We start from the raw sequence: 24,468 nt of genomic DNA, 5'->3' as shown, positions 1-24,468 counted from the left end.
GCGGGAGCGCGGCGGCGGACATCGTGGGGCCATGACAGTCAGCGCACGCGCCATGGCCGCCGCCACCCCCGCCGGCCGCGACCGGTACGTCGACCTGCTGCGCGTCGCCTCGCTCGGCACCGTCATCGCCGGGCACTGGCTGATGGCCGCGGTCGGCAGCGACGGCATAGGGAACCTGCTCGCCCTCGTGCCCGCCCTCCAGGTGCTCACCTGGGGGCTGCAGATCATGCCCGTCTTCTTCTTCGTCGGCGGCTTCTCGCACGCCCTCTCCTACCGCTCCCTGGCCCGCCGCACCGAAGGCCCCGCCTACGCCGCCTTCCTGCGGGCCCGGCTGCGCCGGCTGCTGCGACCCACCCTCGTCTTCGTCCTGGTGTGGGCGGTCCTCGCACTCGCCGTGCAGCTCGCCGGCCGCGGTGGCGGGCCGCTGGCCGGCGCCGCCCTGCGGCTGGTCACCCAGCCGCTGTGGTTCATCGGCATCTACCTGGCCATGGTCGCCCTCACCCCGCCGCTGCTGAAGCTGCACGAACGCCACGGCTGGGCGGCCTTCGCCGCGCTCGCCGGCGCCGCCGCGCTGGTCGACGTCCTGCGCTTCGCGCTCGGCGTCCCCTACGTGGAGTTCCTGAACTTCGCCCTCGTCTGGCTCGCCGTCCACCAGCTCGGCTTCCTGCGCGCCGACGGGCGCATCCGCCGCCCCGCCGTCCTCGCCGCCGCCGGCCTGGCCGGGGCCGCCCTGCTGGTCGCCTGCGGCCCGTACCCGCTGTCCATGGTCGGGATGCCCGGCGAGAAGGTCTCCAACATGGCCCCGCCCACCCTGGCCCTGCTCTGCCACGGCCTGTGGCTCGTCGGCGCCGTGCAGCTCGCCGCCCGGCCCGTCGGCGCCTGGCTGGAACGCCCCCGCGTGTGGCGCACCGTCGTCGCCGCCAACGGCGTCGCCATGACCGCCTTCCTCTGGCACCTCACCGCGATGCTCGCCGTGTACGCCGCCCAGCTCGCCCTCGGCATGGACCTGCCCACGCCCGCCACCGCCGCCTGGTGGGCGCAGGTCCCCGTACGGATCCTGGCCGCGGCCGCGCTGACCGGCGTGTTCGTCGCCCTCCTGCGCCGCTTCGAGGCCCCCGCCCCGGCCCGTCCGGCCACCCCCGCGGGAGGTGCCGCCGGCCCCGTCGCCGCCCTCGGGACCACCCTGTGCCTCCTCGGCGTCCTGGGCCTGTCCATGACCGGGCTCGGCGGCCTCCTCGACGGCCACAGCGCCACCCTCATCGCCGTCCCCGTCACCGCACCGGCCGCGATCGCCATGGCACTGGGAGGCGCCTGGCTGGTGGAACGGTCCGCCCCGGCCCGGAGGGTTAGGCTGAGGGGCTGATCCACACCCTTTCCCTGGAGCGCGTCTGATGGCCGTCAATCTGGTCAATGTCGAGGCAGTCAGCAAGGTGTACGGCACACGTACCCTGCTGGACGGTATCTCCCTCGGCGTGTCCGAGGGGGACCGGATCGGCGTCGTCGGCCGCAACGGCGACGGCAAGACCACCCTCATCCGGATGCTCGCCAAGCTGGAGGAGCCCGACAGCGGCCGCGTCACCCAGTCCGGCGGCCTGCGCATGGGCGTCCTCACCCAGCACGACTCCCTCGACCCCGCGGCGACCGTCCGCCACGAGATCATCGGCGACATGGCCGACCACGAGTGGGCCGGCAACGCCAAGATCCGCGACGTCCTCACCGGGCTCTTCGGCGGCCTGGACCTGCCCGGCTTCAACCAGGGCCTCGACACCGTCATCGGCCCGCTCTCCGGCGGCGAGCGCCGCCGCATCGCGCTCGCCAAGCTCCTCATCGCCGACCAGGACCTGCTGATCCTCGACGAGCCCACCAACCACCTCGACGTCGAGGGCATCTCCTGGCTGGCCGGCCACCTCCAGACGCGCCGCTCCGCACTCGTCTGCGTCACCCACGACCGCTGGTTCCTCGACCAGGTCTGCACCCGCATGTGGGACGTCCAGCGCGGCGACGTCTTCGAGTACGAGGGCGGCTACAGCGACTACGTCTTCGCCCGCGCCGAACGCGAACGCATCGCCGCCACCGAGGAGACCAAGCGGCAGAACCTGATGCGCAAGGAGCTCGCCTGGCTGCGCCGCGGCGCCCCCGCCCGCACCTCCAAGCCGCGCTACCGCATCGAGGCCGCCAACGAGCTCATCGCCGACGTGCCGCCGCCGCGCGACAAGTCCGAGCTGATGCGCTTCGCCAACGCCCGCCTCGGCAAGACCGTCTTCGACCTCGAGGACGTCACCGTCCAGGCCGGCCCCAAGACCCTCCTCAAGCACCTCACCTGGCACCTGGGCCCCGGCGACCGCGTCGGCCTCGTCGGCGTCAACGGCGCCGGCAAGACCTCCCTGCTGCGCGCCCTCGCCGAAGCCGCCCGCAGCCAGGGCGAGGCCCAGCCCGCCGCGGGCAAGGTCATCGTCGGCAAGACCGTCAAGCTGGCCTACCTCTCCCAGGAGGTCGGCGAACTCGACCCGTCCCTGCGGGTCCTGGAGGCCGTCCAGCGCGTCCGCGACCGCGTCGACCTCGGCAAGGGCCGCGAGATGACGGCGGGCCAGCTGTGCGAGCAGTTCGGCTTCACCAAGGAGAAGCAGTGGACGCCCGTCGGCGACCTCTCCGGCGGAGAGCGCCGCCGACTGCAGATCCTGCGCCTGCTGATGGACGAGCCCAACGTCCTCTTCCTCGACGAGCCCACCAACGACCTCGACATCGAGACCCTGACCCAGCTGGAGGACCTCCTCGACGGCTGGCCCGGCTCGATGATCGTGATCTCCCACGACCGGTTCTTCATCGAGCGCACCACCGACACCGTGATGGCGCTGCTGGGCGACGCCAGCCTGCGCATGCTGCCGCGCGGCCTGGACGAGTACCTGGAGCGCCGCCAGAAGATGATCGAGGCGGCCGCCCCGGCGCCCGCGCCGGCCGCCGCCGCGGCCAAGTCCACCTCGTCGGGCGACTCCCGTGCCGCGAAGAAGGAGCTCCAGAAGATCGAGCGGCAGCTCAACAAGCTCGCCGACCGCGAGGGCAACCTGCACGCCCAGATCGCCGAGCACTCCACCGACTACGACAAGGTGGCCAAGCTCGACGCGGAGCTGCGCGAACTTCTCGCCGACCGCGACGAATTGGAGATGCGCTGGCTGGAGCTCGCCGAGGAGGCATAGATTCCGCCGGTCCTCGGGGCCAACTGACCTGATAACGGCGGCGTCACGGGCCGGTCCTCCCTTGGGAACAGGGGGCGGACCGGTCCGTTGTATGCGCGGCGTCAGTGATAGAAAGGTCATTCTCCCCGACCCCCCGAAGCCGAAAGTGCGCTGATGACCGAGCCGCCCCAGCCGCCGAACCAGCCGCCGACACCTTCCGGTTACGGACACCTCCCCGGCCCCCCGCAGCAGGCCTACGGGTATCCGCAGCAGGGCGAGAACCCGTACGCGGGCGCGCCCGCGCACCCCCTGCAGCCCGGCTACCCGCCGCAGCCGCCCACCGTGCCCGCGTACCCGGCCCCCGGCCTGCAGCCCCCCGCGCCCGGAACCCCCGGCATGCCGCCGAAGAAGAAGACGACCCTGCTCATCGCGGCCTGCGTCGTCTCCGCCCTCGTCCTCGGCGGCGCCGGCTACCTCGCCTTCGGCACCGGCGACCAGGACCCCAAGCAGCCCGTCGCCCAGGAGTCCGGCGACGCGAAGCCCTCCGGCTCCCCCTCGGTGGACGACGGCGACGGCAGCGGCCCCGGCGGCAACCAGCAGACCGACCTCAACGCCGGCCGCAAGCAGGGCGAGGACAAGGTCCTCTGGCTCAAGACCACCAAGATCGACGGCCCCGGCGCCGGTGTGGCCACCCAAGGCCAGTGGGTCGTGGGCGACACCGTGGCCAAGATCGTCGGCAAGACGATCAAGGGCTATGCGGTCGCCGACGGCAAAGAGAAGTGGACGATCACCTTCCCTGCCGATGTCTGCGGCACGACCAAGCGGACGACCGACGACGGCAAGACCGTCGTCCTGTACGAGGACGGCCCGTCGGAGACCGCCAACTGCAACCAGCTCCGCATGGTCGACCTCAAGACGGGCAAGGAGGGCTGGTCCAAGGAGGTGGCCAAGGAGAGCGCCTTCGACATGTTCATCGACCCCAGCCTGGCCATGACCGGGGACACCGTCACCGTCAACCGGCTCACCCGCGCCACCGCCTTCCGCATCAGCACCGGCGAGAAGCTCTTCGGCAGCCCCTCCGAGGGCTGCGTGCCCGGCGCCTACGCCGCCGGCAACGGCAAGCTGATCGGCGTCGCCACCTGCAACGACACCGACATGACCGTCGAGGTCCAGGACGCCGACCCGGTCACCGGCAAGAAGACGTGGACCTACCGGCTCCCCAAGGGCTGGAAGGTCGCCCGCGTCTACGGGCTCGACCCGATCGTCCTGCACCTCACGAACGCCGGCACCAAGGAGAACTCCATCGTGGTCCTCGGACCCGACGGCAAGCAGCGCACCACGCTCTCCGGCGAGGGCACGTTCTCCACCGAGTGCAGCGTCAGCCACGACGACTCCCTCCAGGGCTGCGCCACCGCGGTCGTCGACGCGGGCACCCTCTACCTCCCCACCAAGGCGGACCTCGGCAAGGCCAACGAGATCGTCGCCTTCGACCTGGCCACCGGCAAGGCCAAGTGGCGCGTGCCGGCGGGCGAGGGCCGCACCCTGGAGCCGCTCAAGGCCGCGAACGGGCAGCTGATCGCCTACCGCAAGGCCGAACCCGACCAGGGCGGCGAGGTCGTCTCGATCCCCGCCGGCGGCAGCACCCCCACCGCGCTCCTGCGCCACCCGTCGGGCCCCTCCGCACCGATCGAGAGCTCCTTCTACTCCCCGGACGTCGACTACTCCGACGGGCGCTTCTTCATCTCCACCACCCGCCTGCTCGCCCAGGACAAGGACGAGAAGCTCCTGATGGTCTTCGGCAAGTGACCACCCGCCCAACCACCCGCCCAACCACCCGCCCAAAGAGCCGCCCCACGAGCCGCCCCACGAGCCGCCCGACGCGCCGTCCGACGAGCAGTCCACCGAGAGGCAACAGCAACCGATGAGTACCCCGCCGCCCCCCAGCCAGCCGCCGTCCGGCGGCTTCGGAGCGCCGCAGGATCCCCCGCCGGGCGGGTTCGGAGCGCCCACGCCGCCCGCCGGACCGCCCGCCGGGCCGCCCGCCGCCGCCCCGCAGCCGCCGGCCGGGCAGCCCGCGTACGGCTACCCCCAGCCCGACCCCGGCTACGGCTACCCGCAGCCGCCCACCGTGCCCGCGCAGTACGGCGCCCCCCTGCCCTCCGCCCAGCCCCCGGCCGGCGGCGGTGGCGGCGGCGACAAGCGCACCCAGCTGACGATCGTCGGCGCGGCCCTCCTGGCCATCGTCCTCATCGTCGGCGGCGGCCTCTGGTACGCCTCCGGCGACGGCGACGGCGGGACCACCGCGCAGAGCGACCCCAGCGCCTCCCCGGGCGGCGACAAGAACCAGGCCTCCACGCCCGGCAGCGAGAAGGTGCCCGGCAACCCCAAGTCGAAGATCCTCTACAACCAGCCGCTTCCCACGGTCACCGACCTGGTGTCCGTCAACGGCTCCTGGCTGACCGACACCACCTACGTCAAGTCCGACGTGTCGAAGGTCGTCGGCTACAACCTCGTCGACGGCGGCAAGAAGTGGGAGGTGCCCCTCACCGGCGAGGTCTGCGGCGCCACGCACCACGTCAGCGAGAACAAGACCGCGATCCTCTTCCGGCCTGCCCAGCCCACGGTCGAGAACAAGTACCCGCCGTGCACCGAGGTCGGCGTCATCGACCTGGAGGCCGGCAAGCTCGCCTGGTCCGGGAACATCAAGAGCGCCAACGGCGGCGACAAGCCCGTCCAGTTCTCCGAGATCACCCTCAGCGGCAAGACCGTCGCCGCGGCCGGCGTCTCCAGCGGCGGCGCCGCCTGGAACCTCGCCGACGGCAAGAACCTGTGGCAGCCCAAGGTCGACGGCGAGAGCTGCCGCGACACCGGCTACGCCGGCGGCGAGGCCCTCGGCGTCATCCGCAAGTGCGGCCAGCACCCCAACTACACCCTGAACGCGCAGATCCTCGACCCCGCCACCGGCGCGCCCACCGCCTCCTACAAGCTCTCCCAGGGCATCGAGTACGCGCACATCGTCTCCACCAAGCCGTTCGTCGTGGCCGCCGACGTCGGCGACAACGCCAAGGGCGGCAAGGGAGTCAGCGACCTGTTCGTCGTCGACCCCAAGGGCGAGCTGAAGGCGCGCATCCCGCTCGCCGCCGGCACCTTCGCCGCCAAGTGCGGCTCCACCGACGTCGAGAAGTGCTCCAACATGGTCGTCGGCAACGGCAAGATCTACGTGCCCTCCGCCGAACACCAGGGCCAGTCGCCCACCGGCCGCACCAACGAGCTGCTCTCCTTCGACCTGGAGACCGGCAAGCAGACCACCGACCGCGCCGACGCGGGCGAGCGGTACACCATGTACCCGCTGCGCATGGACGGGTCCAACATCATCGCCTACAAGGTCCCCCCGTACGACAAGGGCGGCCAGATCGTCAGCATCGACGGCAGGACGATGAAGGAGACCCTCCTCATGGAGAACCCGGCCGACAAGGACATCCGGCGCGCCGAGACCTCCTTCTCGCCCGAGTTCTCCTCCGAGCTGCGCTACCGGGGCGGAAAGCTCTTCATGTCCAAGCAGAACGTCAGCAAGCCGTACTCCACCGACCCGGAATACCTGTTCGTCTCCTTCACCGCGAGCTGACCCGCACAGCACCGCCCGAAGCCCCCGAACGGTCCGCACCGATCGGGGGCTTCTGCGCGGTATCCCCCTCGCGCCGTCGAACAAGCGTGTAGCTTGCCGGGGCAGAAGGGTGGGGGGTGGGTTCCTCAATGGGCGTACGCGTCGTGGTGGTCGACGACCACCGGCTGCTGGCCGAGGCACTGGCCTCTGCCCTGAAACTGCGCGGCCACCGGGTACTGGCGGCCGCCGCCCCGGCGGCCGGCGCCGCCGAACTCGTCATCAGCCGCGCCCCGGAGGTCTGCCTCCTCGGCACCGCCACCCCCGCCGAGCCCGGGGCCTTCGAGCCCGTCGCCCGCATCAGGCGGGAGCGCCCGCAGATCGCCGTGGTCGTCCTCGGCCCGGTACCCAGCCCGCGCGGCATCGCCGCCGCCTTCGCCGCCGGCGCCTGCGGGTACGTACGCCAGGACGAGCGCATCGAGGGCGTGGAGCGGGCACTGGCCAAGGCGAGGGCGGGAGAGGCGGCGATCGCACCGCAACTGCTCCAGGGGGCCTTCGCGGAGCTCCTGAACCCCGCCGTCCAGCCCGACGACGAAGCCGGCCGGCTGCTGCGGCTCCTGACCCCCCGCGAGGTGGAGGTGCTGGTGCGGGTCGCCGAGGGCGAGGACACCCGGCTGATCGCCGCCGGCATGGCCATCGCGCCGAGCACCGCCCGTACGCACGTGCAGCGGGTCCTGATGAAGCTCGGCGTCGGATCCCGGCTGGAGGCGGCCGCGCTCGCCGCCCGTACCGGCCTGCTCGACCGGGCCCTGCCCGGGCAGTCGTCCGCGGCCGCACAGGGCTGACCGGGCGGCGGCCCGAGCCGCCGATTTCCCCCGCGGGCGCCGCATCGGGTAAGCCAGTGCCCAAGCACGCGCACACCCACACGCGCGTGGTCCCCCGCGAGAGGCAGTGGTCGAGTGAGCAAGTACCTGGTAACCGGTGGCGCCGGATACGTCGGCAGCGTGGTGGCGGCCCACCTCCTGGAGGCCGGCCACGAGGTCACCGTCCTCGACGACCTCAGCACCGGCTTCCGCGTCGGCGTCCCCGCGGGCGCCACGTTCGTCGAGGGCCGCATCCAGGACGCCGCCCGCCACATCGACTCCTCCTACGACGCGGTGCTGCACTTCGCGGCCTCCTCGCAGGTCGGCGAATCCGTCGTGAACCCGGGCAAGTACTGGGAGAACAACGTCGGCGGAACCCTCGCCCTGCTGGCCGCGATGCGCGAGGCCGGCGTGCGCAGGCTGGTCTTCTCCTCCACCGCCGCCACCTACGGCGAGCCCACCGAAGGCCTGCTCACCGAGGCCTCGGTGACCGCGCCGACCAACCCGTACGGCGCCTCCAAGCTCGCCGTCGACCACATGATCGCGGGCGAGTGCGTGGCACACGGCCTGGCGGCGGTCTCCCTGCGCTACTTCAACGTGGCGGGCGCCTACGGCGAGTTCGGCGAACGGCACAGCCCCGAGACGCACCTGATCCCGCTGGTCCTCCAGGTCGCGCTCGGCGAACGCGAGTCGATCTCGGTGTTCGGCGAGGACTACCCCACCCCCGACGGCACCTGCGTACGCGACTACATCCACGTCGCCGACCTCGCGGAGGCCCACCTGGCCGCCCTGCGCTCCGCCACCCCCGGCGAGCACCTGATCTGCAACCTGGGCAACGGCAACGGGTTCTCGGTCCGCGAGGTCATCGAGACGGTCCGCAAGGTCACCGGCCGCGAGATCCCCCAGGTCGTCGCCCCGCGCCGGGCAGGCGACCCGGCCATGCTCGTCGCCTCCGCCCGCACGGCCCACGAGCGCCTCGGCTGGACCCCGAACCGCTCGGACCTGACCGGCATCATCCAGGACGCCTGGGACTTCGCCCGCACCCACGCCTCCTGACTCCCCCGGCTCGGCTCGACTCCCGGGCGCCCGTGGCCGGCTCGTGGGGCGCCCCTTCGGCTCACTCGCCCGTGCGGCGGTGCCCTCGGGCGTCGGGCCGGCCGGCGCCCGGTGGGGGTGTGCGCCCGGTGGGGGCGTGTGGCTTCGGGCCGTGCGCTGCGGCTGGGCGCCGCGCGCGGGCGCCCGGCGTGCACACGCCGGGTGAAATGCCCCCCGTGCAACTGCCGATGGCACGCGCCCGCGCGTAAGACGTCCCACAGCCCCCCGATTGAGGTGATTTCAAGCCACGGCTGAGGCCCTTCGGAACGCAGACTCCTGAAATCCGCGGGGAAAACTTCTGCTATTCGGCCAACCGCGAGCCGCCCCCGGCCCTACGCTGATGCGTGACACCGGTGGGGGCCGGTGTTGATTCAGGGGTCGAGACAAGTCGGGTACGGCGTCCGGTCCGGGGTAGTGCAGATATGTCTCGGCGGCGGCCGGGGGGCTGCGGATCACCCGGTCCTGGCGCCGTACCCGCCGTCGTCCGTTCCCCTACCCTTGGGGGTTTTGTGGTTCGTATCCGGGTTCTCGTCGTCGACGATCACCGCATCTTCGCCGAATCGCTCGCAGCCGCGCTCGCGGCCGAGCCGGACGTGGACGTGTCCGCGGCCGGCAGCGGCCCCGCCGCGCTGCGCTGCCTCGAACGCGCGGTGGCCGAGGGCCGCCGCTTCGACGTCCTGCTGGTCGACGCCGACCTCGGCACGGTCGCCGGGGCCGTGCCCGCCCAGCGGGAGCCGGGAGCCGGGCCGCCGCAGCCCGGCCCGGACGGGATCGCGCTCGTGGCCGGGGTGCGGGCCGCGCACCCCGGGGTCCGCACCGTCGTCCTCGCCGAGCGCGACGACCCGCGCCGGGCCGCTCTCGCCCTGCAGGCGGGAGCCTCGGGCTGGGTGGCCAAGGACTGCTCGCTCTCGCGGCTGCTGGCCGTCGTCCGCGGGGTCCTGCGGGAGGAGACCCACCTCCCGCCCGCCCTGCTCACCGGGGTGCTCCGGGAGCTGACCGCGGCGCGCAAGCACCGCACCGACAGCGAACGGCTCGTGGAGTCCCTCACCCCGCGCGAACACGAGGTGCTGCGCTGCATGGTGGCGGGGCTGGGCCGCAAGGACGTGGCGGCCCGGCTGTTCCTGTCCCCGCACACGGTCCGCACCCACATGCAGAACGTGCTGGGCAAGCTCGGCGTGCACTCCACGCTGGCGGCGGTCGCGCTGGCCCGACGGGCCGGCGTACGCCCCGCCGACCTAGCCGGGGATGTTGTCGAACGGAGCGGTCAACTGGCGTAGCAGCCCGGCGAGATCACCGCGCTGACTCTGCGAGAGCTGGGCCAGGATCGCCCGTTCCTGGGCCAGCAGCCCGGCAAGGGCCTCGTCGGCGCGGTCCCGGCCCTCGGGGGTGAGCCGCACCAGGACGCCCCGGCGGTCGCTGGGGTCGGGGAGCCGCTCGACGAGGCCCTTCTTGGCGAGCCGGTCGATGCGGTTGGTCATGGTGCCGGAGGTGACCAGGGTCTGGGTCAACAGCTGGCCGGGGGAGAGCTGGTAGGGGGCGCCGGCGCGGCGCAGCGACGTCAGGACGTCGAACTCCCAGGGCTCCAGGCCGTGCTCGGAGAAGGCCAGCCTGCGGGCGCGGTCGAGATGGCGCGCGAGCCTGCTGACGCGGCTCAGCACCTCGAGCGGTTCCACGTCGAGGTCAGGGCGCTCCCGCCGCCATGCCGCCACCAGTCGGTCGACCTCGTCCTCCATGCCGATCAGTGTAAGGGGTCTGTCGATGTGAAGTCTCTTCATCCCGAGTATCTTGACCACAAGTATCTTGACGTCGAGATATAATTGAAGCGAGCATGGGGCATGGAGGGGGCCGGAACAGCTTCCGCTTCCGACCGCCCCGCCAGCAGGGAGGCTCGAACATGTATTCCGATACCGCGCGCGCAGGGACCCCCACGTCCACCGCGCCCTCCGCTCCCACCTGGGACCCCCAGCAGTACCTCCGGCACGCGGGCCACCGCACACGGCCCTTCCTCGACCTGCTCACCCGCATACCCGAACTTCCCACCAGCCCCGCCCGCATCGCCGACCTCGGCTGCGGCCCCGGAAACGTCACCGCACTCCTCGCCACCCGCTGGACCGGCGCCGCCATCACCGGCTTCGACCTCTCGCCGGAGATGCTCCAGCGCGCCACCGAGCAGTACGCCGGCCCCACCGCCGGCGGCGGCAGCCTCGACTTCCGCCACGGCGACATCGCCGGCTGGCTGCCCGAGGAGCCCTACGACCTGATCGTCTCCAACGCCGCCCTGCAGTGGGTCCCCGGCCACCCCGGCTCCTTCGGCGCCTGGATCAACGGCCTGCGCCCCGGCGGCACCTTCGCCTTCCAGATCCCCGGCAACTTCACCGCCCCCAGCCACGCCCTGCTCGCGGAACTCTGCGACACCCCGCGCTGGCGCTCCCGGCTCGCCGGCCACGGCGCCCGCTACACCCACCTTCTCGAACCCGCCGAATACCTCGCCCGGTTCACCGCGCTCGGCTGCACCGCAGACGTCTGGGAGACCACCTACCACCAGCTCCTGCAAGGCTCCGACCCCGTACTCGAGTGGGTCAAGGGCACCGCCCTGCGGCCCGTCCTCACCGCCCTCGGCGAGGACCGCGAAGCCGCCGACGCCTTCCTCGCCGAATACCGCGACCGGCTGCGCGCGGCCTACCCGAGCGGGCCGCGCGGAACCGTCTTCCCGTTCCGAAGGATCTTCGCCGTCGCCCGCAAGGAGGCCTGACCGTGCTCACCGCAGTCGACCACGTCCAACTCGCCGCGCCGCCGGACTCCGAAGACCGGCTCCGCGCCTACTACGCCGGCGTCCTGGGCATGACCGAGATCCCCAAACCGCCCGTCCTCGCCGCCCGCGGAGGCTGCTGGTTCGCCGCCGGCCCCGTACAACTGCACCTCGGCGTCGAGGACGACTTCCGCCCCGCCCGCAAGGCGCACCCCGGACTACGGGTCACCGGCATCGCGGCGTACGCGCAGAGACTGCAGGAGCGGGGGGCCGAGGTCGTCTGGGACGAGAACCTCCCCGGCCACCACCGCTTCTACTCCGAGGACCCCGTGGGCAACCGGCTGGAATTCCTGGAACCCCACGACACGGACTCGGACGCCGCAGCCGCACCCGGCCACTAGCCCCCCGCACGACACGACGGCGCCCCGCCACCGGACCACCGGTGACGGGGCGCCGTCGTACCGCCCGCGAACGGGCCCTAGCTCTTGCGGCGGCCCACCAGCTGCGGCTTCGACTCCAGGCCGTCCAGCCCGTGCCACGCCAGGTTCACCAGGTGCGCCGCCACCTCGGCCTTCTTGGGCTTGCGCACGTCCAGCCACCACTGCCCCGTCAGCGCCACCATCCCGACCAGCGCCTGCGCGTACAGCGGAGCCAGCTTCGGATCAAAACCCCGCGCCTTGAACTCCAGACCCAGGATGTCCTCCACCTGCGTGGCGATGTCACTGATCAGCGACGCGAACGTACCCGTCGACTGCGCCACCGGGGAATCCCGCACCAGGATCCGGAAACCGTCCGTGTACGACTCGATGTAGTCCAGCAGGGCGAACGCGGCCTGCTCCAGCAGCTCCCGGGGGTGCCCGGCCGTCAGCGCACCCGTCACCCCGTCCAGCAACTGGCGCATCTCCCGGTCCACCACGACCGCGTACAGCCCCTCCTTGCCGCCGAAGTGCTCGTACACCACCGGCTTGGACACCCCGGCCTTCGCCGCGATCTCCTCCACCGACGTGCCCTCGAAGCCCTTCTCCGCGAACAGGGTGCGGCCGATGTCCAGCAACTGCTGGCGCCGCTCCGCGCCCGTCATCCGGACCCGGCGGCCACGCCTGGGCTTGTCGCTGCTGGAACCACCGTCGATCGCCACGCCCCCCATCATGCCGCGTTCGGCCCGTTTTCCCTGCGCCGGGCCTCGATCCGGGACGCGGACGGCCACCGCACGTCCGTGGCCCACCCCAGCTGCTCGAACCAGCGGATCAGCCGCGCACTCGAATCCACCTGCCCCCGCAGCACCCCGTGCCGCGCCGACGTCGGATCCGCATGGTGCAGGTTGTGCCACGACTCACCGCACGACAGCACCGCCAGCCACCACACGTTGCCCGACCGGTCCCGGGACTTGAACGGCCGCTTGCCCACCGCGTGACAGATCGAATTGATCGACCACGTCACATGGTGCAGCAGCGCCACCCGCACCAGAGAACCCCAGAAGAACGCCGTGAACGCACCCCACCACGACATCGTCACCAGACCGCCCACCAGCGGCGGAACCGCCAGCGAGAAGATCGTCCACCAGATGAAGTCCCGCGAGACGCGCCGGATCGCCGGATCCTTGATCAGATCCGGGGCGTACTTCTGCTGATCGGTCTGCTCCTCGTCGAACAGCCAGCCGATGTGAGCCCACCACAGGCCCTTCATCAGCGCCGGCACCGTCTCGCCGAACCGCCACGGCGAATGCGGGTCACCCTCGTGGTCGGAGAACTTGTGGTGCTTGCGGTGGTCCGCCACCCACCGCACCAGCGGACCCTCCACCGCCATCGAACCCATCACGGCGAGCACGATCCGCAGCGGCCGCTTCGCCTTGAAGGAACCGTGCGTGAAGTAGCGGTGGAAACCGATGGTGATCCCGTGGCAGGCCAGGAAGTACATGAACACCATCAGGCCCAGGTCCAGCCAGCTCACCCCCCAGCCCCAGGCCAGCGGCACCGCCGCCAGCAGCGCCACGAAGGGAACGGTGATGAACAGCAGCAGGGCGACCTGCTCGATCGAGCGCTTGTTCTCGCCGCCCCGCGTCGCGGACGGCACAGGAGTCTCGGAGGGCGCCGAGGCACCCTCGATCAGATCCGGACTGGTGGTCATGGGTGTCCCCTGGGGGGTGAGGGAAGTCGGAGGGCGCCGGTCACCAGACCCTACGGGTCCGTAACCTACGGCATCGTAAGTATGGCAAAGCCCGGGCCCGGGACAAGAGGAGCACGACCACGACAACCAGCAGCCCGCCCGCCCACCACCCGCCGCAGGACCCCCGACGACTCGGCCTGTGAGACGTTTGCCCAGGCACGGGCCTCGGACACCTATCCTGTTCCCCGTCGGACAGCGCGGTCCGCACGGGCAGCCCGAGCCACACCTCAGGCGCGGCGATCCCCCGGACGGAGTCCGACGGGTCCACGCCGCGCACGGCCGGGAGCCCACCGCCCAGTAGCGCTCGAACACTGCAAGGAGCCGCACCTGTGAGCAGTGCTGACAAGGCCCCCCTGGCCCCCCAGCAGGCCCCCGTCACCCCGGCCGCCACCGCCAACGCGGAACTGCGCGCGGACATCCGCCGCCTCGGCGACCTCCTCGGGGAGACCCTCGTACGCCAGGAAGGCCAGGACCTGCTCGACCTCGTCGAACGCGTCCGCGCCCTCACCCGTACCGACGGCGAAGCCGCCGCCGCCCTCCTCGGCGACACCGACCTGGAGACCGCCGCCAAGCTCGTGCGGGCCTTCTCCACCTACTTCCACCTCGCCAACATCACCGAGCAGGTCCACCGCGGCAAGGAACTGCGCGCCCACCGCGCCAGCGAGGGCGGGCTCCTCGCCCGCACCGCCGACATGCTCAAGGACGCCGACCCCGAGCACCTGCGCGAGACGGTCAAGAACCTCAACGTCCGCCCCGTCTTCACCGCACACCCCACCGAGGCGGCCCGCCGCAGCGTCCTCAACAAGCTGCGCCGCATCGCGGCCCTCCTCGAAGAGCCCGTCACCGGCGCCGGCGACCGCCGCCGCCACGACCTCCGCCTCGCCGAGAACATCGACCTCGTCTGGCAGACCGACGAACTGCGCGTCGTACGCCCCGAACCCGCCGACGAGGCCCGCAACGCCATCTACTACCTCGACGAACTCCACGCCGGCGCCGTCGGCGACGTCCTGGAGGACCTCGCCGCCGAACTGCGCCGCGTCGGCATCGAACTGCCCGCCGGCACCCGCCCCCTCACCTTCGGCACCTGGATCGGCGGCGACCGCGACGGCAACCCCAACGTCACCCCCGACGTCACCCGCGACGTGCTGATCCTCCAGCACGAACACGGCATCACCGACGCCCTCGAACTCGTCGACTTCCTGCGCAGCCTCCTGTCCAACTCCATCCGCTACACCGGAGCCACCGAGGAACTCCTCGCCTCCCTCCAGGCAGACCTCGAACGCCTCCCCGAGATCAGCCCCCGCTACAAGCGGCTCAACGCCGAAGAGCCCTACCGGCTCAAGGCCACCTGCATCCGCCAGAAGCTCCTCAACACCCGCGAGCGCCTCGCCAAGGGCATCCCCCACGAGGAAGGCCGCGACTACCTCGGCACCGCCGAGCTCCTCACCGACCTCACCCTCATCCAGACCTCCCTGCGCGAGCACCGCGGCGGCCTCTTCGCAGAAGGCCACATGGACCGCACCATCCGCACCCTCGCCGCCTTCGGCCTCCAGCTCGCCACCATGGACGTACGCGAACACGCCGACGCCCACCACCACGCGCTCGGCCAGCTCTTCGACCGCCTCGGCGAGGAATCCTGGCGCTACGCCGACATGCCCCGCGACTACCGGCAGAAGCTCCTCGCGAAGGAACTCCGCTCCCGCCGCCCGCTGGCCCCCACCCCGGCCCCCCTCGACGCCGCCGGCGCCAAGACCCTCGGCGTCTTCGCCGCCGTCAAGGACGCCTTCGAGAAGTTCGGCCCCGAAGTCATCGAGTCCTACATCATCTCGATGTGCCAGGGCGCCGACGACGTCTTCGCCGCCGCCGTCCTCGCCCGCGAAGCCGGCCTCATCGACCTCCACGCCGGCTGGGCCAAGATCGGCATCGTCCCGCTCCTGGAGACCACCGACGAGCTCCGCGCCGCCGACGTCATCCTCGACGACATGCTCGCCGACCCCTCCTACCGGCGCCTGGTCTCCCTCCGCGGCGACGTCCAGGAGGTCATGCTCGGATACTCCGACTCCTCCAAGTTCGGCGGCATCACCACCAGCCAGTGGGAGATCCACCGCGCCCAGCGCCGCCTGCGCGACGTCGCCCACCGCTACGGCGTCCGCCTGCGCCTCTTCCACGGCCGCGGCGGCACCGTCGGCCGCGGCGGCGGCCCCTCCCACGACGCGATCCTCGCCCAGCCCTGGGGCACCCTCGAAGGCGAGATCAAGGTCACCGAACAGGGCGAGGTCATCTCCGACAAGTACCTCGTGCCCGCCCTCGCCCGCGAGAACCTCGAACTGACCGTCGCCGCCACCTTGCAGGCATCCGCCCTGCACACCGCGCCCCGCCAGTCCGACGAAGCCCTCGCCCGCTGGGACGCGGCCATGGACACCGTCTCCGACGCCGCCCACGCCGCCTACCGCGAACTCGTCGAAGACCCCGACCTGCCCGCCTACTTCTTCGCCGCCACCCCCGTCGACCAGCTCGCCGACCTCCACCTCGGCTCCCGGCCCTCCCGCCGCCCCGACTCCGGAGCCGGCCTCGACGGCCTGCGCGCCATCCCCTGGGTCTTCGGCTGGACCCAGTCCCGCCAGATCGTCCCCGGCTGGTACGGCGTCGGCTCCGGCCTCAAGGCCCTGCGCGAAGCAGGCCACGAGGACGCCCTCACCGAGATGGGCGAGCGCTGGCACTTCTTCCGCAACTTCCTGTCCAACGTCGAGATGACCCTGGCCAAGACCGACCTGCGGATCGCCCGCCACTACGTCGACACCCTCGTGCCCGACCACCTCAAGCACGTCTTCACCCGCATCGAGGCCGAGCACGAACTCACCGTCCGCGAGGTCCTGCGCATCACCGGAGGCGAGAAGCTCCTCGACTCCCACCCCGTGCTCCAGCAGACCTTCGCCGTACGCGACGCCTACCTCGACCCCATCTCCTACCTCCAGGTCTCCCTCCTGGCCCGCCAGCGCGCCGCCGCCGCCCGCGGTGAAGAAGCCGACCCGCTCCTCTCCCGGGCCCTGCTCCTCACCGTCAACGGCGTCGCCGCAGGCCTGCGCAACACCGGCTGACCCGGCCGCCGTACACAGAAAAGGGGGTCCCCCGCGCCGACCGGCGCGGGGGACCCCCGTCTTTCTGGCTCCGCCACAGGGCTCAGCCCTGGGCGCCGGACCGGCGACGGCGGACCAGCAGGAACGCACCGGCCGCGATCAACGCCGCTGCCATCGCGGCGAGCAGCCCGACCGGAGCGTCCGAACCGGTCTTCGCCAGGTCACCACCGGTCGTACCGCCGGAGGCCGAGGCCGACACGGACGGAGCGGGGGAGGACACCGACGAGGACGGCGACGTGCTCGTCGAAGACGACGGGCCCGTGCTCGTGCTCGCCGACGCCGACGGCGAGGACGACGTGCTGGAACTCGGCGACGTCGAGGCCGAGGTCGAGGTCGACGGCGCCGGCGTGGTCGAGGACTGCGAAGGCGTCGGCTCGGTCGTCGCCGTCGACGGGCAGGTGTGCGAGAGGTTGAACCACTCCAGCTTCTTGCCGCCGCCCGTGGTGCCCTCGACCAGGGCGACCGCCGAGACCAGCTTCGCACCGGGCTCCGAAGCCGCGTACGCGTGGTTCTCGTTCGGCGGACCGAAGACGGTGATCACCTGCTCGCCGCCCGGCTCGAACTTCACCGTCAGCTTCACGAAGGAGACCTCGTTCGGGCTGCCCGGCGCGATGAAGTGCCAGCCGTCCTTCGTGGCGGGTATGGACGCGCACGTCTCACCGGGCTTGCCCTTGTACTGCGCCGCGTAGATCGGCAGTTCCTTCGCCTGGTGCAGCGGCACCTCGTAGGATTCGGTGGCGAACGCCGGGCCGGCGGACGCGGAGAGGAGCAGCGCAGTGGCAACAGCCGCCCAGCGCTTACGGGAACGGAGCATTGAGGCACCTCTGGGGAGAGCGGGAAACACGGGGCCTTGGGGGGCGGCGGCGCCAGCATGCTGACGCAACACCGCTCCGGTCAAGGGCCAGACGTCCATATTTGCCGCGAAATGACCCGCTCCGGGCTGCTTGTCCCTGGTGAAGATGCCGCAACACTACCCGTTGTACGCCGACCGGGCCCGCTCCAGACCCTCCGCGACCAGGCACTCCACCGCATCCGCCGCCCGGTCCACGAACCACTCCAGCTCCTTGCGCTCCGTGGAGGAGAAGTCCTTCAGCACGAAGTCCGCAACCTGCATCCGGCCCGGAGGCCGCCCGATGCCGCACCGCACCCGGTGGTAGTCCGCACCCATCGACTTCGTCATCGACTTCAGGCCGTTGTGCCCGTTGTCCCCGCCGCCCAGCTTCAGACGCAGCGTCGGATAGTCGATGTCCAACTCGTCGTGCACCGCCACGACCCGCTCCAACGGCACCTTGTAGAAGTCCCGCAGAGCCGTCACCGGCCCACCCGACAGATTCATGAACGACATCGGCTTGGCCAGCACCACCCGGCGGTTCGCCGGCCCCGGCGGACCCATCCGGCCCTCGACGACCTGAGCCCGCGCCTTGTGCGCCTTGAACCTCCCGCCGATCCGCTCCGCCAGCAGATCGACCACCATGAACCCGATGTTGTGGCGGTTCCCGGCGTACTCCGCACCTGGATTGCCCAGGCCCACGATCAGCCAGGGTGCCGCATCGTCCGACATCAAAAGCTCCTTACCGCCTAGAACGAAGACGACCGCCGTCCCGCTCCAGTGGAGCCGGACGGCGGTCGGTCAGCAACTGCTGAGAGGAAGGGGCGAGGCTCAGGCCTCGGTGCCCTCGGCCTCGGCGGCCGGCTCCTCGGCCTGCGGGGCGACGACCTGCAGGACGGCGGTCTCACCGTCGACGGCCAGGGCGGTGCCCGCCGGCAGCTTCAGGTCGGAGGCGTGCACGGTCGCACCGGCCTCCAGGCCCTCGATCGAGACGGTGATCTCGGTCGGGATGTGGGTGGCCTCGGTCTCGACGGAAATGCTCGTCAGGAGGGTCTCCAGCAGGTTGCCACCGGCGGCCAGGTCGCCCTCGGTCACGACCGGAACCTCGACGACGACCTTCTCGCCCTTCTGGACGATCAGGAAGTCGACGTGCGAGATGGTGCGCTTCAGCGGGTGGCGCTGCACGGCCTTCGGGATGACCAGCTCGGTGCCGCCGCCCGCGATGTCCAGGGAGAGCAGGACGTTCGGGGTCTTCAGCGCCATCATCAGGCCGTGGGCCTCGACGTTGACGTGCTTCGGGGCGGTGCCGTGGCCGTAGATGACACCGGGGGTCAGGGCGTCACGACGGGCCTGGCGGGCAGAGCCCTTGCCGAAGGTGTCGCGCAGGGTGGCGGAAAGCTTGACCTCGGACATGCTCACTCCTCGTGGGGTGATGGAAAAGGACACAGTCACCCGGCCTGAACGGCCTGCTACGAAGAGCGCGTCGATAACGGAGCATCCGCACACACAAGTGCGGCCTCCCTCGCCGAGCAACTTGATGAGTCTACCCGGCGGGAAGGCCGCACTTCAAAAGGATCTACGCAGCGACTACTGCTGCTCCTCGAACAGGCTCGTGACCGAACCGTCCTCGAACACCTCGCGCACCGCACGCGCGATCATCGGCGCGATCGACAGCACCGTGATCTTGTCCAGCTCCAGGTCCGACGGGTCCGGCAGCGTGTTCGTGAACACGAACTCGCTCACCTTCGAGTTCTTCAGGCGGTCGGCCGCAGGACCCGACAGGATGCCGTGCGTCGCCGTCACGATCACGTCCTCCGCACCGTGCGCGAAGAGCGCCTCGGCCGCGGCGCAGATCGTGCCACCCGTGTCGATCATGTCGTCGACCAGGACGCAGACGCGGCCCTTGACCTCACCCACGACCTCGTGGACCGTCACCTGGTTGGCGACGTCCTTGTCACGGCGCTTGTGCACGATCGCCAGCGGCGCGTCCAGCCGGTCGCACCAGCGGTCCGCCACCCGCACGCGGCCGGCGTCCGGGGAGACGATCGTCAGCTTCGTGCGGTCCACCTTCGCGCCCACATAGTCCGCGAGGACGTTCAGCGCCGAAAGGTGGTCCACCGGACCGTCGAAGAAGCCCTGGATCTGGTCCGTGTGCAGGTCGACCGTCAGGATGCGGTCGGCACCCGAGGTCTTCAGCAGGTCCGCCACCAGGCGCGCCGAGATCGGCTCGCGGCCCTTGTGCTTCTTGTCCTGGCGGGCGTACCCGTAGGACGGGATGATCACGGTGATGGAACGTGCCGACGCGCGCTTCAGCGCGTCGATCATGATCAGCTGCTCCATGATCCACTTGTTGATCGGAGCCGTGTGGCTCTGGATCAGGAAGCAGTCCGCGCCACGCGCCGACTCCTGGAAGCGGACGTAGATCTCACCGTTCGCGAAGTCGAAAGCCTTGGTCGGCACGAGGCCGACTCCCAGCTGGTGCGCGACCTCCTCGGCCAGCTCGGGGTGGGCGCGGCCGGAGAAGAGCATCAGCTTCTTCTCGCCGGTCGTCTTGATCCCGGTCACAGCACTGTCTCCTCAGACGTGTTGAAGCTGCTCGCCCCCATGTGCGTCCGTCCCGCACACGGTGAGCCAGCCGAATTGCGTGCACCTATCACGGTACGCCGTTCGAGACGTACCTGTTTCCGGTCAGTTCACCTCAAGGGCGCTCGGAGTCCTCCGAGGCCGCCGACTGCGCAGCCGTGGCGGCGGCACTTCCCGGACGCTTGCGAGCCACCCAGCCCTCGATATTCCGCTGCTGGCCACGGGCCACGGCCAGCGCACCGGGCGGTACGTCCTTCGTGATCACGGACCCGGCGGCCGTGTAGGCCCCGTCCCCGATCGTGACGGGTGCCACAAACATGTTGTCCGACCCCGTCTTGCAATGCGAGCCGACGGTCGTGTGGTGCTTGTGCTCACCGTCGTAGTTCACGAAGACGCTCGCCGCGCCGATGTTCGTGTACTCGCCGATCGTCGCGTCGCCGACGTACGACAGGTGCGGCACCTTGGTGCCCTCGCCGATCGTCGCGTTCTTCATCTCGACGTACGTGCCGGCCTTGGCCTTCGCCCCGAGCGTCGTGCCCGGACGCAGGTACGCGAACGGGCCCACGCTCGCCTGCGGGCCCACGACCGCGCTCTCGGCCACCGTGTTGTCCACACGCGCGCCCGCACCCACCCGGGTGTCCCGCAGCCGGGTGTTGGGGCCCACCTCGGCGCCCTCGCCGATGTGCGTCGCGCCCAGGAGCTGGGTGCCGGGGTGCACGATCGCGTCCTGGCCGAACGTCACGGTCACGTCCACGAAGGTGCCGGCCGGGTCGACGACCGTGACGCCCGCGAGCATGGCCTGCTCCAGCAGGCGCGCGTTCAGCAGGGCGCGGGCCTCGGCGAGCTGCACGCGGTTGTTGATCCCGAGGATCTGGCGGTGGTCGCTGCCGACGGCCGCGCCGACCCGGTGGCCGGCCTCGCGCAGGATGCCGAGGACGTCGGTGAGGTACTCCTCGCCCTGGCTGTTGTCGGTGCGGACCTTGCCGAGGGCGTCGGCGAGCAGGGCGCCGTCGAAGGCGAAGACGCCCGAGTTGATCTCGCGGATGGCGCGCTGGGAGTCGGTGGCGTCCTTGTGCTCGACGATCGCGGTCACGGCCCCGCCGGCGTCGCGCACGATACGGCCGTAGCCGGTGGAGTCGGGCACCTCGGCGGTGAGCACGGTGACGGCGTTGCCGTCGGCGGCGTGCGTCTGCGCGAGCCGGCCCAGGGTCTCCCCGGTCAGCAGCGGGGTGTCGCCGCAGACGACGATCACGGTCCCGTCGACGGGCCCGCCGAGCTCTTCGAGGGCCATGCGGACGGCGTGGCCGGTGCCGTTCTGCTCGTACTGGATCGCGGTGCGGACGTCGGCGTCGATGCCGGCCAGGTGCGCGGTGACCTGCTCCCGGGCGTGCCCGACCACCACGACGAGGTGTTCGGGGTCCAGCTCGCGGGAGGCGGCGACGACGTGACCGACGAGCGAGCGCCCGCAGATCTCGTGCAGAACCTTGGGTGTGGCCGACTTCATGCGGGTGCCTTCACCCGCTGCGAGTACGACGACGGCTGCCGGGCGGTTGGCGCTCACGGGTGTGCCCTTCGGCTTCGGGGGTGGACCCGTGAAGGATACCGGGGCGTTAAAGCCGTGAAACGAGGCCGGGTCCCGACCTCTGCGGTCAGGACCCGAGCGGCCAGAAGCTCCCGGGGGAGGACTCGAACCCCCATGATCAGAACCAAAATCTGACGTATTGCCCTTATACGACCCGGGATCGCGCACTATGTCCGATTTCTCGGAGTGATGTGCGGCGCAGCCCCTACTATGCCGCACCACCAGCCCTCGATGCGACGATAGAGATCGGCTCCTTGGAGTACGCGTACGGCCAGGCAACCGTGGTACCCCTCACCGGTGTTCCTCCGGGTGGTCGTCGGGTTGTGCTTCTTGAGCACCGTTTTCTGGAAGCGGCTTCGATCGACGCCGACGAGGTCCGCCCAGAACCGCTCCGCGGCCGGGACGTCGGCGCTCTCGTGGATCGCCACGCTGTAGCGGATCCGCTCGGGCTCGGTCCCGAGGAGCTTCAGCCAGGCCAGGAACGTGGTGATCATGCCGGGGTCGCTGTTGGTGAACTGGATCTTCTCGCGGCGGGCGTAGGGCTTGTCCTTGCCGCCTTCCGCCCAGTAGAGGCCGACCCCGACCAGGAAGAGCTCCCGTTCCGTCATCTCTCCGATGGCGGCCCGCGCCGCCTGCTTGGTCTCCTGGCGGGCCGCGTCCCGGACGGTCAGCTCGTGTGCCCACCGGGCACGGCCGGCGATCTTCGCCTGGTCGGACGGGGTGCGGCGGTCCGGCTTGGGGAGGTCGCGGACCCACAGGGAGATCGAGCTCTTCGAGCAGCCGAGCTCCAGCTGGATCCGGTCGTAGGTGAGGCCTTGGAGGCGGAGCTCGCGGGCGCGGTCGCGGAGGGCGTCCTTGGCGTTGGGGCGCTTCGTCCATTCGGGTGGCGGCTCGCCCTCCAGCAGCCGGTTCAGGATGTCGTTGTTGTGGACGGCCAGGCGGTCGCGGATCTGGCGGCGGCTGAGGCCCTCCCTGCGGAGGGCGACCGCTTGCTCGCGCAGGGATTCGAAGGTCGCGGCGCCCGTGCGGAGGCCGCCCGTGCCGTCGCCGGGACGGCGTGGGATCTCGGTCATGCTGCCAATGTCGTCCGGAATGCGGGATTCAGGTCTCATGATGCGGGTGATTCACTCGTATGTGCGAGCGCTGTCGGACCCCGGGAATTTCTGTCGGTGGTCTGTAGGGGCGCCTGCGTACGCTGGACGGCATGACCGGTACGGGGGAAGTGGAAGGCCGCGCGGGGCCGCCTTTGTGGTGGGCGCGGCGGCGGGATGCCGTGGTGGACCTGGCGCTGGCCGCGGTGTCCGCGGCGGAGTGCGCGTGGGAGGGGATCCGCTTCGCGCACGAGGCGGGGATCCCCGTGACCGCCGGGGTGCTGTTCGGGGCCGTGGTGGGGGCCACGCTCGTGCTGCGGCGGCGCTGGCCGATCGCCGTCGTGCTGGTGGGGATCGCCGTGGCGCCGGCCGAGATGGGGTTCCTGCTGTCGGTGGCGGGCATGTACTCGCTCGCCTCGTCCGAGGTGCCCCGGCGGATCATCGCCGCGCTCGCCTCGATGTCGCTGGTCGCGACGTTCGTCGTGATGTACCTGAAGACCCGCGGGGACGTGGAGGCCGATCCGGCGCTCGTGGTCGCGCTCTCCGGGTTCGTCGCGGTGGCGCTGACCGTGCCGCCCATGCTGCTCGGGCTCTACATCGGCGCCCGCCGCCGGTTGATGGAGAGCCTGCAGGAACGGGCCGACTCCCTGGAGCGGGAGCTGTCGCTGCTGGCCGACCGGGCGGAGGAGCGGGCCGAGTGGGCCCGCACCGAGGAGCGGACCCGGATCGCGCGTGAGATGCACGACGTGGTCGCGCACCGGGTGTCGCTGATGGTCGTGCATGCGGCGGCGCTGGAGGCGGTGGTCACCAAGGACCCGGCGCGGGCGGCGAAGAACGCCGCGCTGGTGGGGGACATGGGGCGGCAGGCCCTGACGGAGTTGCGGGAGATGCTCGGCGTGCTGCGGGCGGCGCCGCCGAAGCCGGCCGCGGCGGCGGCCGCGGTTGCGGCGGTGGTGCCCGTGGGGCCGGTCGCGCTCGTGGGCGGCGCGGACGAGGGCCCGTCGCTGGAGGAGCTGGAGGCGCTGGTCGGCCAGTCCCGGGCGGCCGGGATGGCCGTCGAGATGGTCGTGCAGGGCGAGGGGGCGGCCTACGCGGCGGAGGTGGAGCAGACGGCGTACCGCGTGGTGCAGGAAGCGCTCACCAACTGCCACAAGCACGCCCCGGGGGCGCGGGTCGTCGTCCGGCTGGCGCACCGGGAGGGTGAGGTGGCCATGCAGGTGGAGAACGGGCCGTGCGAGGGGCAGGCCGACGGGGTCGGACTGCCGAGCGGCGGGAACGGGCTGGTGGGCATGCGGGAGCGGGTGCTCGGGCTGGGCGGGGTCTTCGTGTCCGGTCCGACGGACGCGGGCGGCTTCAGGGTCTCGGCGGTGCTGCCGGTCACGTAGCCGCGTGGCTCCCGCCGGGGTGGCCGGTTGCCGGTGGCTTCGCCGGGGCGGGGTTCTTGGCGCGGGGCGGTGTTCGGGGCGGTGTTTCGGCGGGGCCGGGGTTGGAAGGTGTGGTGCGGTGCCCCGCCGGAGTGTCTCCTCGGCTCGGCGCGTGCGGCCTTGTCGCGGCGAGGCGGCCTGGGTTGCGCGCTCGTCCTGCGGGGACACTCCGCCG

At 71.5% G+C, this 24,468-nt stretch carries 20 protein-coding genes and 1 tRNA gene; 11 read left to right on the top strand and 10 right to left on the bottom strand.

What is annotated here, in order from left to right:
- Positions 1 to 31 precede the first annotated feature (31 nt).
- The 7 genes from AVW11_RS24025 (at position 32) to AVW11_RS23995 (ending at position 10,009) form a co-directional block, all read left to right on the top strand.
- Complete coding sequence (locus AVW11_RS24025) at positions 32 to 1,363, top strand: acyltransferase family protein (RefSeq protein WP_076045848.1); 1,332 nt, start codon at positions 32 to 34, stop codon at positions 1,361 to 1,363.
- Between the two features lie 28 nt (positions 1,364 to 1,391).
- Complete coding sequence (locus tag AVW11_RS24020) at positions 1,392 to 3,194, top strand: ABC-F family ATP-binding cassette domain-containing protein (protein WP_030855835.1); 1,803 nt, start codon at positions 1,392 to 1,394, stop codon at positions 3,192 to 3,194.
- A gap of 153 nt (positions 3,195 to 3,347) precedes the next feature.
- Positions 3,348 to 4,979, top strand: a complete 1,632-nt coding sequence (locus tag AVW11_RS24015; RefSeq protein WP_060179918.1) for an outer membrane protein assembly factor BamB family protein — start codon at positions 3,348 to 3,350, stop codon at positions 4,977 to 4,979.
- 115 nt (positions 4,980 to 5,094) lie between these two features.
- A complete protein-coding gene (locus tag AVW11_RS24010) occupies positions 5,095 to 6,798 on the top strand; it encodes an outer membrane protein assembly factor BamB family protein (protein WP_076045846.1) in 1,704 nt (567 codons plus the stop codon).
- 128 nt (positions 6,799 to 6,926) lie between these two features.
- Entirely contained in the window at positions 6,927 to 7,619 is a 693-nt protein-coding gene (locus tag AVW11_RS24005) for a response regulator transcription factor (RefSeq protein WP_076045844.1), read from the top strand.
- A gap of 114 nt (positions 7,620 to 7,733) precedes the next feature.
- Positions 7,734 to 8,693, top strand: a complete 960-nt coding sequence (gene galE / locus AVW11_RS24000) for a UDP-glucose 4-epimerase GalE (RefSeq protein ID WP_030855847.1) — start codon at positions 7,734 to 7,736, stop codon at positions 8,691 to 8,693.
- 548 nt (positions 8,694 to 9,241) lie between these two features.
- Positions 9,242 to 10,009, top strand: a complete 768-nt coding sequence (locus AVW11_RS23995; RefSeq protein ID WP_030855849.1) for a LuxR C-terminal-related transcriptional regulator — start codon at positions 9,242 to 9,244, stop codon at positions 10,007 to 10,009.
- Here AVW11_RS23995 and AVW11_RS23990 read toward each other — a convergent pair.
- Positions 9,968 to 10,465, bottom strand: coding sequence for a MarR family winged helix-turn-helix transcriptional regulator (locus tag AVW11_RS23990; protein WP_030855851.1), 498 nt, complete (start codon positions 10,463 to 10,465; stop codon positions 9,968 to 9,970). The two genes, AVW11_RS23995 and AVW11_RS23990, sit on opposite strands and share 42 nt — an antisense overlap.
- A 161-nt stretch (positions 10,466 to 10,626) precedes the next feature.
- On the opposite strand from AVW11_RS23990, the gene AVW11_RS23985 reads away from it, so the two are divergent.
- Together AVW11_RS23985 and AVW11_RS23980 are read left to right on the top strand one after the other, a co-directional pair.
- On the top strand, positions 10,627 to 11,484 hold the full coding sequence (locus AVW11_RS23985) for a trans-aconitate 2-methyltransferase (protein WP_076045842.1): 858 nt from the start codon (positions 10,627 to 10,629) through the stop codon (positions 11,482 to 11,484).
- A 2-nt stretch (positions 11,485 to 11,486) separates the two neighbouring features.
- On the top strand, positions 11,487 to 11,882 hold the full coding sequence (locus AVW11_RS23980) for a VOC family protein (RefSeq protein WP_076045840.1): 396 nt from the start codon (positions 11,487 to 11,489) through the stop codon (positions 11,880 to 11,882).
- Between the two features lie 77 nt (positions 11,883 to 11,959).
- On the opposite strand, the gene AVW11_RS23975 is transcribed toward AVW11_RS23980, so the two are convergent.
- A complete protein-coding gene (locus AVW11_RS23975; protein ID WP_063898577.1) occupies positions 11,960 to 12,628 on the bottom strand; it encodes a TetR/AcrR family transcriptional regulator in 669 nt (222 codons plus the stop codon).
- The gene (locus AVW11_RS23970) at positions 12,628 to 13,608 is read right to left on the bottom strand and encodes an acyl-CoA desaturase (RefSeq protein ID WP_030855860.1); all 981 of its coding nucleotides are present in this window, start codon (positions 13,606 to 13,608) and stop codon (positions 12,628 to 12,630) included. The genes AVW11_RS23975 and AVW11_RS23970 overlap by 1 nt, the downstream gene beginning before the upstream one ends.
- Positions 13,609 to 13,976: 368 nt before the next feature.
- On the opposite strand from AVW11_RS23970, the gene ppc reads away from it, so the two are divergent.
- The gene (gene ppc / locus AVW11_RS23965) at positions 13,977 to 16,745 is read left to right on the top strand and encodes a phosphoenolpyruvate carboxylase (protein ID WP_051700838.1); all 2,769 of its coding nucleotides are present in this window, start codon (positions 13,977 to 13,979) and stop codon (positions 16,743 to 16,745) included.
- 82 nt (positions 16,746 to 16,827) lie between these two features.
- Here ppc and AVW11_RS38055 read toward each other — a convergent pair whose 3' ends face one another.
- The 7 genes from AVW11_RS38055 to AVW11_RS23930 all read right to left on the bottom strand — a co-directional run bounded on the left by AVW11_RS38055 (position 16,828) and on the right by AVW11_RS23930 (position 22,851).
- Positions 16,828 to 17,598: an LPXTG cell wall anchor domain-containing protein gene (locus AVW11_RS38055; protein ID WP_076045838.1), complete on the bottom strand. Its 771-nt coding sequence runs from the start codon at positions 17,596 to 17,598 to the stop codon at positions 16,828 to 16,830.
- Between the two features lie 156 nt (positions 17,599 to 17,754).
- Positions 17,755 to 18,345, bottom strand: coding sequence for an aminoacyl-tRNA hydrolase (pth, locus tag AVW11_RS23955; protein ID WP_030855867.1), 591 nt, complete (start codon positions 18,343 to 18,345; stop codon positions 17,755 to 17,757).
- Between the two features lie 99 nt (positions 18,346 to 18,444).
- Positions 18,445 to 19,026: a 50S ribosomal protein L25/general stress protein Ctc gene (locus AVW11_RS23950; RefSeq protein ID WP_030855869.1), complete on the bottom strand. Its 582-nt coding sequence runs from the start codon at positions 19,024 to 19,026 to the stop codon at positions 18,445 to 18,447.
- Between the two features lie 174 nt (positions 19,027 to 19,200).
- On the bottom strand, positions 19,201 to 20,178 hold the full coding sequence (locus AVW11_RS23945) for a ribose-phosphate diphosphokinase (protein ID WP_030027111.1): 978 nt from the start codon (positions 20,176 to 20,178) through the stop codon (positions 19,201 to 19,203).
- A 133-nt stretch (positions 20,179 to 20,311) separates the two neighbouring features.
- Positions 20,312 to 21,757 carry a bifunctional UDP-N-acetylglucosamine diphosphorylase/glucosamine-1-phosphate N-acetyltransferase GlmU gene (gene glmU / locus AVW11_RS23940; protein WP_030855871.1) on the bottom strand — a complete coding sequence of 482 codons (1,446 nt, stop codon included), beginning with the start codon at positions 21,755 to 21,757 and terminating at the stop codon, positions 20,312 to 20,314.
- Between the two features lie 110 nt (positions 21,758 to 21,867).
- Positions 21,868 to 21,938 (bottom strand) — tRNA-Gln (locus AVW11_RS23935).
- Between the two features lie 7 nt (positions 21,939 to 21,945).
- Positions 21,946 to 22,851: a hypothetical protein gene (locus AVW11_RS23930; protein WP_076045836.1), complete on the bottom strand. Its 906-nt coding sequence runs from the start codon at positions 22,849 to 22,851 to the stop codon at positions 21,946 to 21,948.
- 131 nt (positions 22,852 to 22,982) lie between these two features.
- Here AVW11_RS23930 and AVW11_RS23925 point away from each other — a divergent pair, with 131 nt between their 5' ends.
- Entirely contained in the window at positions 22,983 to 24,254 is a 1,272-nt protein-coding gene (locus tag AVW11_RS23925) for a sensor histidine kinase (RefSeq protein WP_076045834.1), read from the top strand.
- The last annotated feature ends 214 nt before the right edge of the window (positions 24,255 to 24,468 follow it).

This window comes from Streptomyces amritsarensis (assembly GCF_001953875.1).
Lineage (GTDB): Bacteria > Actinomycetota > Actinomycetes > Streptomycetales > Streptomycetaceae > Streptomyces > Streptomyces amritsarensis.
This window is presented reverse-complemented; position numbering and strand designations above follow the sequence as displayed.